Source organism: Akkermansia muciniphila ATCC BAA-835 (genome assembly GCF_000020225.1).
Classification (GTDB): domain Bacteria; phylum Verrucomicrobiota; class Verrucomicrobiia; order Verrucomicrobiales; family Akkermansiaceae; genus Akkermansia; species Akkermansia muciniphila.
Map to the genome: position 1 here is coordinate 1,723,423 of NC_010655.1, position 13,050 is coordinate 1,736,472.

The following is a 13,050-nucleotide window of genomic DNA, read 5'->3' on the forward strand; positions in this document are numbered from 1 at the left end:
GCATCCGCTAGTTTATGGATCAGGACCGCATATTATACAGGGGAGAGGCTTTTACGCTGACCGGAAATTCCTTGCGCCAGGATGCCGCGCATTGGGCGGAGGTACAGCCGGACGGTCAGGTGAAAACCATGAAAAACGGCCGCTATTCCGAGTGGCGCATCTTTCCGGAAGCCGGGAACGCCCCGCATTACCGGGGAAATTTTGAAGTGCTTAATCAGGCTTACGGCCTGGCGTTGCATGAGGCTGGAGCCCTGCTTAATGAAGAAGGGATGTTCCGGACGGGAGCCAACTGGCCTACTGTGTGGACCCGGGATATTTCCTATTCCACCCATCTGGGATTGGGGTTGTGGAATGTCCGTGCCTGTATGAACAGTCTGAATGCACGGGTCCGGAACGGGGAGGTGGAGCAGGATACCGGCACGGGCGGTTCCTGGCCCATTTCTTCCGACCGTGTGGTGTGGGGGATGGCTGCGTGGGAAGTTTACTGCCTGACGGGGGATGCCGACTGGCTGTCCCTTTCCTGCCGAGTGATGGAAAAGACATGCATGAGGGATGAACAGGTGCTTGCGGCCACGGGCGGCTTGATGAAGGGGGAATCGTCCGTGCTGGACTGGAGGGAGCAGAGCTACCCTGCGTGGATGACTTCTGCCGATATTGGGGATTCTTGCAGCCTGTCCACCATGCTCCTGCATGCGGAGGCCCGCAAGATTCTGGCGCGGATGTTCCGGGAGCTGGGGCTGGAGGAGAAGGCCCGGGAGTGGGAGGAGAAGAGCGTTTCCCTGGCCGCGGTTATTGAGCGTTTTTTCAGGATTCCGGAACATGTCCTGTACGGGCAGTACCTGTACGGACGCGGGTATCCCGTACTGTCGGAGAAGGTGGATTCCCTGGGCAATCTGCTTTGCGTCCTTCTGGGGCAGGCTGGCGGTTCCCATGCCGCCGGGATGGTTGCCTCCCTTCCTCATGGCGTTTATGGCATTCCCTGCATCCATCCCCAGATGCCTGATAGCGTGCCCGCCTACCATAACCGCGCCATGTGGCCTTTCCTGGAGGGCTATTATGCGCAGGCCGCGGCGGCGGTGGAGAATGAATCTGCCCTGGCGCTGGCGGTCGCCTGCATGGTCCGTGCCGCCCTGTTGTGCGGCACGAACAAGGAAAATGTCCTTCTGGAAACGGGGCTGGATGAGGGGCTGCTGCTCAGTTCGGATAGCCAGCTCTGGAGTATTGCCGGCATGCTGGGCTGTTTTTACAAGGGATTGTTCGGCATCCGTCTGTCTCCGGATTCTCTGGAATTCCGTCCTTGCGTTCCAAAGTCTTTTGAAGGCGTTCATGAGTTGTCCGGGCTGGAATACCGCGGCATGACGGTAGATGTGTTTCTGCAGGGCTGCGGGCACCGGATAGCGCGGTGCCTGGTCAACGGGCAGGAGGCCCCTCCCGTCCTTTTGCCGGGCATGAAGGGGCGCGTTTTTGTGAAATTGGAGCTGGACGGCGGAGAAGAGGATGAAGGGGCGGTGAATTTAACCCGCATGGGCAGCAGCCTGGAGTCTCCTGCGTGGAAGGCGGCGCGCCATGGTATTGCATGGGAGTCTGTGGAAGGAGCCGATTATTACCGTGTTTACCGGAATGGCATCCCTGTGTCTCAAACGGAGTACTGCCATTATATCCCCGCACCCGGCCGGGGGGACGTGTCTTTCCAGGTGATGGCAGTCGCTCTGGATGGGAGGGAGTCTTATCTTAATGAACCCAATGATTATCCTTCTGCGGATTCCCGCATGGAGACGCGCCCCTGCGGCTTGAGCGGGGATGAAGTCTGGTTTTCCCGCGTCACGGAATCCCCGGACGCTCTTTGTTACAATGTCAATATAGATAAGCCCGGAGTGTACCGGGTGGACGCCTTTTTCGCTAACGGCACTTATGATGTTTCAGACGGGAATACCTGCGCCCTGCGCAGTCTGTACCTGAACGGCAGGCGCGCAGGCACGCTGGCTTTCCCCCATACGTCCCGTTCCGGAAACTGGGAGTATTTTATTTATTCAACGGCAGTGGAAACGGTGATGACGCCCGGTCCCTGCCGTGTGGAAGTGGTGTATGATTCCTTTTCCGAAAATATGAATCGTCTGGTGAATGATATGGTGATAAAACACCTTCGGTTTACCCGTATATCCTGATATTAGTTCATGAATGTTATGTCGAAACGTTTTTTTGCCTTGTTGCTGGTCCTGGGGTCCGGGATATGGAGTGTTCCTGCCATGGGGATGGATGAGGAGTCAGCTTCCAGGGCATCTGTTCCTGCCTCCTCGGACAGGGAGGGAGCGGAGTTTACCCGTCTGCCCGTCAGCTGGACGGTTAATCCCAGGGATGCCGCCAATGCCCGTGCCGCCTGGAAAACGCTGAGCGCCTATCATCGGGGCAAACCGAAGTCTTCCAGAAAATTGCATGTGGTTTACGTAACGTTCAAGGACAGGCCTGCCCTTGAAGGATACCGGGAACGGTATGATCATATTCTGAAGAATATTCAGGCATATTATGCGGACCAGATGCAGGCCAACGGTTTCCCTCCGCTCACATTCCAGCTGGATTTGGATGAACGGGGCAAGCTGGTTATTCATGATGCCTATGTGGATAAACCCATGAGCGAGATGAGCGTGCAGAGCTCCGGCCCCGTCTCCCGGGAAGCCGCCAGGAAGGTGCTGGCTTCCAAGGGGATTGATATTGAGAAGGAACATGTGCTGGTCGTTTGCCAGCTTCCGGACGGCGTGGGTCCTTATTACGGCGGCGGCTTCAGCCACCAGGGCACGGGGTGGACCTGTGACCAGGAAGGGCTGGATCCCGCCAGCTTTCTGGATACGGAAATGATGCAGGGCGGCCGTTTCAAGGTGACCAGGGGAAAGAACGCCACCATTTACATAGGCGGTACGGCCCATGAATTGGGGCATTCCTTCGGCCTTCCCCACACGGGCGACGGATGGAATTACCCCGACGCCGGAGCTTCCCTGATGGGCCATGGCAATTCCACCTACGGCGACGAGCTGCGCCATGAAGGGAAGGGTGCCTATTTGGCGCCGACGGATGCTTTGAAACTGGCCAGTGTTCCCCTGTTCAACGGGGTGGAGACGGAACTTCCCGCAGACGCCTCCTTCGGGCGTATGCTCGGCAAGTATGTCCCGGGGTCTTTTGAACGGCTGGAGGCCATTCCCGTTAAAGACGGATTGCGGCTGAAAGGGAGGGTTCATCTGACGCGCCCCGCGTATGGCATTGTTGCCCATTTGGATCCGCCCGGAGGTTCGGATTATGATTCCAATGCCGTGGGCGCTTCTCTGGATGAAAAGGGAGAGTTTGATCTCACCATCTGCAGGCCGGGATATAAGGGTGGTTTTATAGAAATGCGGGTGGCCGTATTGAATTGCGACAGCACGCGCAGCATGATTACTCTGCCCGTGTGGATGGATGCCCGGGGAACCAAGGCCCCTTCTCTGGCCCAGATCGTTTATTTCGGGGATGTTCAGAATCTGTGGATACGGGGCCGCACGGAAGAAGCCCGGAAGGCGCTGGCGGAAGTGGAACGCAGGCATGGTTCCCGTTCTGAAGTGAAAGAATGGCTCCCTGTCTGGAAGCGCGCTCTGGGGCGCCAGGAGCCCGCGCTGGAAGTTGTTCCGGCGCAGATTCCTGCGGCAACCGCCAGTATCAGCCTGAATGACTGCAAGCCTTCCGTAGCCCAGGTGGGGTGGGCCGTTCCGTTGTGGGATGTCCTGTTCCCGTCGGATTTGGGGCCCGTGCCTTTCTTCCGGACAATCGGAAGGCCGGAACGTTTCATTCTGGCTCATGCCCCGGCTGTTTTTGCCTATGACCTGGATGGGCGCTGGAAAGAGTTCCGCGCTGATGTGGGGCTGCCCTTCGGCTCCCGCGGCAGCGTCAAATTCAGCGTGTATTTGGACGGCAGGAAGCTTATGGAATCCCCTGTGCTCAAGGACGGGGACTCCATTCCCGTGAAGACGGCGGTAGAGGGCGGCAGGAAGCTGGAAATCCGCGTGGATGACGCCGGAGACGGCAATGCCGCCGATTGGGGCATTATAGCCAACGGCATGCTGACCCGGTAAATTTTCTGCCCCCACTGGCGGAGAAATGTGACATTAGGCTTGTCTTTTGCCCTTTCTCATAGTGTTCTGTGGGCTAGCCATGATTGGGACGATTGCAAAGCTATGGGGTGCGGCGGCGCTGGTTGCCGGGGCTTCCCTGTTTGCAGAAACGGCTGCGGAGCAGCCGCCCGTCCCTTCCTCTGAAACCGGGCAGGAAAATGCCGGAGGGAAAATGGCGGGCAATCTGCTTTCCGGCACTCTCATGCCGCAGATTCCCTCCAATATTTCCATTACCAATGACGGCGCCATCAGGGTGGAGGAATCCAGGAAGGTTATTTTTGAAGGACCGCATGTCCACATGGTGACGGATACCGGGGTGGAGGTATTTGCGGATTATGCCCAGGCGGATATGGACCAGGGCAAGGTGTTTCTGAAAGGGAACCTGGCCATTTACCAGAGTGACGGCAGGACAAGGACCAACAGCCTGGTACGCGCTGACAGCGCGGAGTTTGACTGGGAGAACGAAGTGCTTCTTACGGATGCTATCCGTGCGAAGATGGAGGGATTGATTCTGCGCAGCGGAAAGTTTGAATCCCGGAAGGATGCCGCCGGCAACACTTACCTGGAAGCCCGCAATGCCTCCGTCACGGCGGAAGACATCAGCGAACCTCTCACCTGGATTTCCGCCGACAGGATACGAGTGTATCCGGAAGACAGGTTTTCTTTCAAGAACCTGACCCTTTATTACGGTGGCGTTCCCTTCTTTTATTTCCCCTACCTCAGCCATTCCCTTAATCCGGAAGTTGGCTATCTTCCCATCCCCGGCATGCGCTCCATCTGGGGGCCTTACCTCCTGAATGAATACGGGTTCCTGATGGGGAAAAAATGGTCGGACAACGGCATGCCTTCCGCGGATTACCTGGGAACCCTGCATGCAGATTACCGCACCCGGCGCGGTTTCGCCTACGGATTGGACATCCGCGACGTGCTGCTGGAAAAGGATTGTCCGGACATGACGGGGCTGTCCTTTTACAAAACCCATGACAAGGGGGTGAAAATCAACGCCGGTGATGATGAGTACCGTGAGCATCTGGACCCGGACCGGTGGAGGTTCGCGCTCCAGCAGATGTGGAGCCACAGGGTGAATCTCCGCACGGACTGGCGGTTGAAGGCCAACATCAACATGTTGAGCGACGAGTACATGCTCCGCGATTTTTATCCGGAAATTTATCAGCGCAATTCTTCTCCGGACAACACGGTGCTTCTTTCCCGTACGGACGATACGAATGATTTTTCACTGTTGCAGCGTTTTGTCCCCAATAATTTCTACATAGCGGACCAGCGGACGGAGTTCAGTTATGAGCGTATCAAGTCCCCCGTATTCCGTTCCCCCGTCATGTATGAAAGCCGCACCAGCTTCGCTTTCCTCAAGCAGTACGTTCCTCCGTTCATGCGGACGGAAATCCGGAACATGCTGGACGGGATGGACCCCGGAACTTCTTCCTATGATTACTGGGCCCGAATGCTGATGACGGACAGCTACAGCAGGTTCCACTCCTTCCATGAGGTTTCCGTTTCCAAGAAAATCATGGGATTCCTGAACCTGACCCCCAAAGTGGGCGGAGGCTATACGGGATATTACGGCGTGGAGGACTACAAACCGCTCAACCAGGGAATTTTTTACGCCGGAACGGATGCCGATTTCAAATTCTCCCGCCGTTATTCTTCCGTATATAGTGATTCCTTTGGGCTGAACGGCATGAACCATATTGTTCAGCCCCATTTTACGCTGGCGTATGTCAAAACCAACCGCCTGAGCGAGCTTTATCCCCAGATTGACGGCGATACCCCCACGACCAATCCCCCATCCTTGAGCATAGGCAGATACACGGAGATTGATTCCCTGTCCACGGGGCTTGTCTTCCGGTATGGATTGCGCAACATGCTGATGACCAGCCGGGACGCTAATTCCCACCGCTGGTTTTCCTGGGATGTGTTCATGGATGCCTATCTGCATGATCCCGTCAACCAGCGGGATTTTTCCAACCTTTTTTCATTCATGCGCTGGAATCCCGTTCCCTGGATGGAATACCGGTCGGAAATGCAGGCTCCCGTTTTGGGTAAGGACAAGATTTCCGGCTGCCGTGAATACAACAACTCCCTGCGTTTCATGCCATGGCGTTCCACGGAGCTCGTCGTGGGGCACCGTTATTTGAACCAGCATTCCCTTCTGGAGGACAGCAGCCAGCTGGATCTGCGTATTTTGCAGCGCTTTTCGGAAGCCTGGGCTTTCAGCGGCAAATGGCGTTTTTCCCTGTTGGACGGCAAGCTGGACATTCAGGAATACAATGTGTACCACAATATGGGATCCTGGTATTTGGGCGTGGGCGCTTTCGTTCGCAAGAACGGGAACAAAAACGAATTCGGGCTGGGCATCAGCTTTACCATCCAGCAGACCGGAGATTATATGCCGGTCAAATTCCTTTGATGTCCGGAAAGGACACGGTTTTTTGCGAGGTTTTTCCCGGAAGCTTTTTCCTTTTTCAGAGGATTCGCGTTTTGAGAATGGGTTCTGCCCGGTGCGGGGTGTTGCTCCGGAGAGGGAAAGATATGTAGCTGGTCGGCAAGAGGCGGAAAGCCATGCGGTTGGAAGGGTGGGGAGCGGCCTGTTTCCAGCGTGCCGGACAGGAAGAAGAGGAAGGAGCCGCTGCCGCGCTTGTGCCGGAACCTTGGCTTGCATTCCGGCAGGGAAACGGGGAAAATGCCAAGGCATGGAGCAAGCTGCGGCGGAAAACCGTCCGGCTTCCTGCACGAATAATCATAAATGAATATGAACGCTCAGGAATTGATCGAGACGCTGGAATGGCGTTACGCCACCAAGGTATTCAATCCGGACCGCCGCATTCCGGCGGAGGACTGGGAAGCCCTTCTGGAATCCCTGCATTTGAGCCCTTCCTCCCTGGGGCTTCAGATGTGGAAGTTCCTTGATGTCCGGGATCCCGCCGTGCGTTCCCGGCTTAGGGAAGTTTCATGGGGACAGCCCCAGGTTACGGACGCTTCCCATCTGGTGGTTTTCTGTGCCCGCAGGGATTTCAAGCCGGAAGACGTGCAGCGCTATCTGGAACGTATTGTGGAAGTGCGCGGTGTTGCCATGGACTCCCTGGACCAGTACCGCGCCCGCATTTTTGAACTGGTGGGTTCCAAGTCTCCGGAAGTGCTGAAAGCCTGGCTGGAACGGCAGGTGTACATTGCCCTCGGGTTCATGATGAGCTGCGCCGCGGATCTCCGCGTGGACACCTGCGCGCTGGAAGGGATGGATCCGGCCGCCTATGACCGCATTCTTCATCTGGAAAATTCCCCTTATTACACGCTTTGCGCCCTGGCTCTGGGTTACCGGAATGAAGAGGCGGATAAGTACGCCCGTCTGGCGAAAGTACGTTTTGACCGGGATGAAGTCATTCCGGTCATCTGACGGAGTTTCTTACTAATCCCCGGTTTCAAGCAGTAGCCGCATGTCTTCCGGCAGGGGGGCTTCCGCGGTGAAGGTTTCTTCATCAAACGGAAATTCCAGCCGGCAGGCATGCAGCGCATGGCGCGGCAGAACCAGCCGCTCCTCCAGTTCCCGGCTCCATCCGTGCTGGATGTATTCCAGATAGCAATGTTCGGACGGGCCGTAAATTTTGTCACCCAGGATGGGATGTCCCAGGTGCGCCAGATGCACGCGTATCTGGTGCATGCGTCCCGTTTCCGGAATGCACCGGACCAGCGCCAGGGGGCCCCGGCGTGTATTCCATGTCCGTTCTTTCCGGAAAACGGTAGTGCATGCTTTTCCGGCTGGGTGCACGGCCTGTTTGACCCATATGCGGCTTTCCGCGACTTCCCCCTGTCTTAAAATGGGGGCGGTGCATGCTGTTTCCGTCCATTCAGGCCATTCCTGCACGATTGCCAGATATTCCTTGTGTATCAGGCGCCGCTGCATGGCTCTTCCCAGCTCCCTGGCCGCCCTTTTGTGTTTGGCAACCAGCGTCAGACCGCTGGTTTCCCTGTCCAGTCTGTTGACCAGGGAGAGGGCGGCTCCGTTGGCTATTTCATAGCTTAGCAGGGCTTCCACGCCTTCCAGGAGGCAGGGTTCCTTTTTCCCGTTGGACGGGTGGACGATGAGGGGGGCTCCCTTGTCCACCACAATCCAGTCCCCGGATTCCGCCGCCACCTCAAAGTGCGGAAAACAGGCAATTGGTGCTTCGGAAATGGGAATCCACATGGCGGATGGGAGGTTTACAGCGCATCCGGACGGATGGGCGCCCATTCCCCCGGTTTCAGGTTCAGGCTGTCCAGATGCAGGGAGCCGATGGAAACACGGCACAGAGATAAGACGGGAGCGCCTACGGCAGCCAGCATGCGGCGAACCTGGTGGTATTTTCCTTCCGTAAGCGTCAGCAGGGCGCGTCGCGGTTCCCGGATTTCCAGCAAGGCGGGGGCGCAGGGGCGGGTTTCCCCGTTCAGCGTGAGGGTTCCGGAGGCGAACAACTCCACGGCTTCTGTCGGAATGTCCTCCTCCGTGACGGCTTCGTAAACTTTGGCGACGTGATGGCGGGGGGAGGTCATGCGGTGGATGAATTTTCCGTCGTCCGTGAGGAGAAGCAGGCCGGAAGTTTCCTTGTCCAGCCGTCCTACGGAAGAAACCGCAGGGTTCCTGTGCCGCCACTGGAAGGGCAGTAGGTCGTAAATCAAATTCCCTTCCCCGTCGTCATGGCTGCAGGTGTACCCTTCAGGTTTGTAAAGGGCGGCGTACAGGCCGTCCGGGAATTCCACAGGTTCTCCGTCCAGCAGGATGCCTTCCGCCTGCACCTTGTCCGTGGGGGAGGAGCATGGTTTTCCCTTGAATGTAATGGAGTGGCGTTTGATCCAACCCGGCGCTTCCCTCCTGGAACAATATCCGTAGCGGGATAAAAGGGCATCCAGTCTCATGCGGCATATTTTTTCCTAACGGGAACAAAAAACAAGGTTGAAGTATGCCTCCCCGGCTGATAGCATTAAACTATTACATGCGGGGCCGCCCTGGTGGGGCGCTGCCGTTGTTCACCATTTACGCTTATATAGTTCCATGATTGAAACGATTACAGAAGAACAGTTGACTCCCCAGCAGGCCGAATTTTGGGTGCGCGCCCGCCAGGCGGTGGACATGAACAATTATCCCTATGCCGTCAGCCTGCTCAAGGCCCTGGTAAAGCAGCTCCCCGGTTTTCTGGAAGGCCGCAAGGCGTTGCGCGCCTGTGAAATCAAATTGAATCCGGAGGCCAAGAGAGGGGGGCTGTTCAGCGGTATGAAAATCAGCACCAGCAAGCTCACTTCTTCCAAGAAGGACGCGGCTACCCAGCTTTCCGCTCTGGAAGACGAATTGGAAAATGATCCTTACAGCATTCCGGTAAACGAGGCCCTGTACACGGCTGCCATGGAAGTAAATTTCCCGGATCTGGCCGCTTTTGCTCTGGAGACCGTTCGCCAGGGGCATCCCGGCAACAAGAAAATGCTCCACATGCTGGCCTCCCATTACGTTTCCCGGGATATGCCGGCCCAGGCTGCGGAAGTGTACCATGACCTTGTGAAGCTGGATCCCACGGACAGTGTGGCCGTAAAGAGCGAAAAGGACTGCATGGCGCGCGCCACGATGCAGCAGCAGAAGTGGGAGGAGGCTAAAAGCTTCCGGGACGTGATGAAGAACTCGTCGGAAACGAACACCCTGGACAAGAGCGACAAGAAAGGGCTCACCCGTGCGGAACTGGAAGAGCGCCTGGGGCTTCTCTCCGCCCGTTACGCCCAGAACCAGCAGGATCTGGCCGTCGTGCGCGACATTGCCGGCGTTTATGAACAAATGGAAGATTGGGCCAATGCCTATTCCTTCTATAATTACGCGTTCAGCCTCAGCAACAATGATATTTCCCTGGAAAACAAGGCCTCGGAAATGAATGAGCGATGCCGCAAGGCCCAGGTGGAGGAAATCCGCCGCCGCGCTGCCGCGGAGCCGGATAATAAGGAACTTCAGGAACAGCTTGCCCAGTTCAGCAAGGAAGCTGCGGAGCAGCAGGTGGCCTTGTGCCGCCAGCGTGTGGAAAACAACCCCACGGACCCGCAAACCCGTTTTGAGCTGGGCCAGGCCCTCTTCGACTGCGGCAATTACACGGAAGCCATTCCGGAACTCCAGCGCGCCCGCAACAATCCCCATATCCGCATCCGCGCCATGCTGTTGCTCGGCAAGTGCTATGACGCCAAGAACATGCATGATATGGCTCTGCGCCAGCTGGAGGAAGCCAATAAGGAATTGATAGAAATGAATGACACCAAGAAGGAAATCCTTTACATGATCGGCTTGCTTTGTGAAAAGCAGGGCAAGAAGGGGGAATCCCTGGCTGCATTCCAGCAGATTTACGACGCCGAGTACGGCTACCGCGACGTAGCCAGGCGCGTGGAATCCTCTTACGGCAATTAGGGGGGTCCCGTTTTGCGCCCGTAATGGGACGCCGTGCTCAAAGCCTTTGCCGGAAACGGCAAAGGCTTTGCTGTAGGAAGGTTATTTTTATTTCTGCGGACGGGAACCGTAACAGCTTTCATCCCGGCGTCCCGGCGGGCAACGGAGAGGGGCGGGCGCCCCTGTGTTTTTTCTTGTCCGTTCCGGAAGGAACTGAAAGAATGAAGACGGAACGAGCTGATGCAGGCATTGCTTACAATTGACGTTCAAGGTGATTATTTTGCGGAATGCACTGCATGCCGAGAATCCTGTGAGTATGTTGGCAGCTGGTTAAGTATGGATATCACCAACGAATACGAAAGGATGCCGGATATTGGCTGCATGGGAAAGATTGGGGGTCTTTCTTATGAAATACCAGGGAGGGAAGTCTTATGATTCTTTTGATTGGCGGCAGCACGCATACAGGGAAAACACTCGCGGCGCAGCGGGTGCTTGAAAAATATTCCTATCCCTATTTATCCATTGACCATTTAAAGATGGGGCTGATACGCAGCGGGATATGCCCTTTCTCCCCTGAAAGCCCCGATGAAGAGCTGACTCCCTTCCTCTGGGGCATTATCAAAGAAATAGTAAAGACCGCGATTGAAAACGGCCAAAATTTAGTGGTGGAAGGTTGCTATATTCCCTTTGACTGGAAGAAGGATTTTACGCAAGCCTGCCGGGAACGGATACGGTATGTATGCCTTATTTTTTCAGAAAATTATATTCAAAGGCATTATCATGATATCCTGAACCATGAGAATGCGATTGAACGGCGCGTAGAGAGTTCTCCCGTTACGCGGGAAGAGTTGCTGCGTGAAAACAGGGGCAATCTTGAAAAATGCAGGTTCTATGGCTGTGACTATCTGTTGATTGACGAGTCTTATAACGTGGAGATCATGTTGTAGAGAACAGAGGCTTTCCATTGTCCGGGGAAGGAAAGAGAAGGTTACGCCAAATTGCTTTGTTTATAGGCGCAGGCGGTAAGAGAGAGGTTCTTCTCCCCTTCCCCTGTATTTTTTCCAGAACTGCCCGTGTCAGAGCACCTTGGAAAAAAACTCCTGCAGCCTGGGATTGGCAGGGCGGTCGATAACGCGGTCCGGAGGCCCTTCTTCCACAATTTTCCCTTTATCCATGAACAGGACGCGGGAAGCAACCTCCCGCGCGAACCCTATTTCATGGGTAACCACTACCATCGTCAGTCCTACCTGCGCCAGCTCCTTCATCAGGGAGAGCACTTCTCCCACCATTTCCGGGTCCAGGGCTGATGTCGGCTCGTCAAACAGGATGACATCCGGATTCATGACCAGGGCGCGCACGATGGCGATGCGCTGCTTTTGGCCTCCGGAAAGCTGGAGGGGATAGGAGTGCCTCTTGCCGTACAGCCCAATGCGCTGGAGAAGGGCTTCCGCCTGGTTTGCTGCCTCCTTTCTGCTGGAGCGTCCCGTTTTAACCGGGGCGATGGTGATATTTTCCAGAATGGTCAGGTGCGGGAAAAGGTTGAAATGCTGGAAAACCATGCCTACGTGCTGGCGGAATTGATTGACGTCCGTTCCGGGAGAGGTAACCAGCTTTCCCTTGAAACGGATTTCTCCGGAGGTCGGTTCCTCCAGCAGGTTCAGGCAGCGCAGGAAGGTGCTTTTACCGGAACCGGACGGGCCTACGATGAAGACCACTTCACCCCGGTCAATGTTCGTGGTGACATCGTTGACTGCCGGCACGGAGTTGAATTCCTTAACCAAATGGCTGATTTGGAACATGGGAGTGTTTCCGGGATGTTCATTCATTGTTTTTCAGTTTTCTTTCCAGTTTGCCGAGCATCCAGCTGAACAGCATGACCACGGAGAGGTAAATCAGGGCCACGGCCGTCAGCGGCATGAAGGCGGTATAAGTCTGGCTCCGGATGATGTCGCCGCCCTTGGTCAGGTCCTGGAGGGCAATATAGCCGGAGACGCTGGTCTCCTTCAACAGTACGATAAATTCGTTTCCCAGAGAGGGAAGTACATTTTTAAAGGCCTGGGGCAGGATAATGTAAATCATGGTTTGGGCATATCCCAGGCCGAGGCTGCGCCCGGCTTCAAATTGTCCTTTGTCAATAGACATGATGCCGCCTCTGATGATTTCCGCCACATAGGCGCCTGAGTTGAAGCCGAAGGCCACCACGGCCACCAACACTTTGCTGACATCCACGGAGCCGAAGATGACAAAATAGATCATGAGCAGTTGAACGACCACCGGCGTGCCGCGGATGACTGTCAGGTACAGTTTGCAGAGGGCATTCAGGAAACGGAGATTGCCCGTTTTGTCATGCGTGGCGCGGATGACGGCCACCACAAAGCCAACCAGAATGCCCAGCAGAACGGAAAAGAAAGAGACCTCCACCGTCACCAGAAAGCCGTTGGTCAGGTATTTCCAGCGGCCTTCCTGCATGAAATTGACATAAAAGGATTCTTTCAGGTCCAGCCATATATT

At 55.8% G+C, this 13,050-nt stretch carries 10 protein-coding genes; 6 read left to right on the forward strand and 4 right to left on the reverse strand.

The features are described 5' to 3' along the window. The first annotated feature begins 14 nt into the window (after positions 1-14). The 4 genes from AMUC_RS07695 (at position 15) to AMUC_RS07715 (ending at position 7,545) form a co-directional block, all read left to right on the forward strand. Positions 15-2,165 (forward strand): hypothetical protein, encoded by a 2,151-nt coding sequence (locus AMUC_RS07695; protein WP_012420474.1) that lies wholly within the window; start codon positions 15-17, stop codon positions 2,163-2,165. Between the two features lie 18 nt (positions 2,166-2,183). After that, positions 2,184-4,094 (forward strand): NPCBM/NEW2 domain-containing protein, encoded by a 1,911-nt coding sequence (locus AMUC_RS07700; RefSeq protein ID WP_042448087.1) that lies wholly within the window; start codon positions 2,184-2,186, stop codon positions 4,092-4,094. A 79-nt stretch (positions 4,095-4,173) separates the two neighbouring features. Next, positions 4,174-6,561, forward strand: coding sequence for an LPS-assembly protein LptD (locus tag AMUC_RS07705; protein ID WP_012420476.1), 2,388 nt, complete (start codon positions 4,174-4,176; stop codon positions 6,559-6,561). A 336-nt stretch (positions 6,562-6,897) separates the two neighbouring features. Next, complete coding sequence (locus AMUC_RS07715; protein ID WP_012420477.1) at positions 6,898-7,545, forward strand: NAD(P)H-dependent oxidoreductase; 648 nt, start codon at positions 6,898-6,900, stop codon at positions 7,543-7,545. A 12-nt stretch (positions 7,546-7,557) separates the two neighbouring features. Here AMUC_RS07715 and AMUC_RS07720 read toward each other — a convergent pair whose 3' ends face one another. Next, positions 7,558-8,334, reverse strand: coding sequence for an RluA family pseudouridine synthase (locus tag AMUC_RS07720; protein ID WP_012420478.1), 777 nt, complete (start codon positions 8,332-8,334; stop codon positions 7,558-7,560). A gap of 14 nt (positions 8,335-8,348) precedes the next feature. Then, positions 8,349-9,041 carry a pseudouridine synthase gene (locus tag AMUC_RS07725; protein ID WP_012420479.1) on the reverse strand — a complete coding sequence of 231 codons (693 nt, stop codon included), beginning with the start codon at positions 9,039-9,041 and terminating at the stop codon, positions 8,349-8,351. 136 nt (positions 9,042-9,177) lie between these two features. Between AMUC_RS07725 and AMUC_RS07730 the strand changes: the two genes are divergently transcribed. Both AMUC_RS07730 and AMUC_RS07740 read left to right on the forward strand, forming a co-directional pair. Continuing rightward, positions 9,178-10,560, forward strand: a complete 1,383-nt coding sequence (locus tag AMUC_RS07730) for a tetratricopeptide repeat protein (RefSeq protein WP_012420480.1) — start codon at positions 9,178-9,180, stop codon at positions 10,558-10,560. Positions 10,561-10,970: 410 nt separating this feature from the next. After that, the gene (locus AMUC_RS07740; RefSeq protein ID WP_012420481.1) at positions 10,971-11,486 is read left to right on the forward strand and encodes a zeta toxin family protein; all 516 of its coding nucleotides are present in this window, start codon (positions 10,971-10,973) and stop codon (positions 11,484-11,486) included. 129 nt (positions 11,487-11,615) lie between these two features. On the opposite strand, the gene AMUC_RS07745 is transcribed toward AMUC_RS07740, so the two are convergent. Then, positions 11,616-12,365 carry an amino acid ABC transporter ATP-binding protein gene (locus tag AMUC_RS07745; RefSeq protein WP_012420482.1) on the reverse strand — a complete coding sequence of 250 codons (750 nt, stop codon included), beginning with the start codon at positions 12,363-12,365 and terminating at the stop codon, positions 11,616-11,618. Next, a complete protein-coding gene (locus AMUC_RS13135) occupies positions 12,358-13,047 on the reverse strand; it encodes an amino acid ABC transporter permease (RefSeq protein WP_031931007.1) in 690 nt (229 codons plus the stop codon). Before AMUC_RS13135 ends, AMUC_RS07745 begins: the two co-directional genes overlap by 8 nt. Between the last annotated feature and the right edge of the window lie 3 nt (positions 13,048-13,050).

Bases quoted from the DNA above. Each gene is read 5' to 3' on its own strand.
- AMUC_RS07695 (WP_012420474.1), top strand. From the start codon at position 15: ATGGATCAGGACCGCATATTATACAGGGGAGAGGCTTTTACGCTGACC.
- AMUC_RS07700 (WP_042448087.1), top strand. From the start codon at position 2,184: ATGTCGAAACGTTTTTTTGCCTTGTTGCTGGTCCTGGGGTCCGGGATA.
- AMUC_RS07705 (WP_012420476.1), top strand. From the start codon at position 4,174: ATGATTGGGACGATTGCAAAGCTATGGGGTGCGGCGGCGCTGGTTGCC.
- AMUC_RS07715 (WP_012420477.1), top strand. From the start codon at position 6,898: ATGAATATGAACGCTCAGGAATTGATCGAGACGCTGGAATGGCGTTAC.
- AMUC_RS07720 (WP_012420478.1), bottom strand. From the start codon at position 8,334: ATGTGGATTCCCATTTCCGAAGCACCAATTGCCTGTTTTCCGCACTTT.
- AMUC_RS07725 (WP_012420479.1), bottom strand. From the start codon at position 9,041: ATGAGACTGGATGCCCTTTTATCCCGCTACGGATATTGTTCCAGGAGG.
- AMUC_RS07730 (WP_012420480.1), top strand. From the start codon at position 9,178: ATGATTGAAACGATTACAGAAGAACAGTTGACTCCCCAGCAGGCCGAA.
- AMUC_RS07740 (WP_012420481.1), top strand. From the start codon at position 10,971: ATGATTCTTTTGATTGGCGGCAGCACGCATACAGGGAAAACACTCGCG.
- AMUC_RS07745 (WP_012420482.1), bottom strand. From the start codon at position 12,365: ATGAATGAACATCCCGGAAACACTCCCATGTTCCAAATCAGCCATTTG.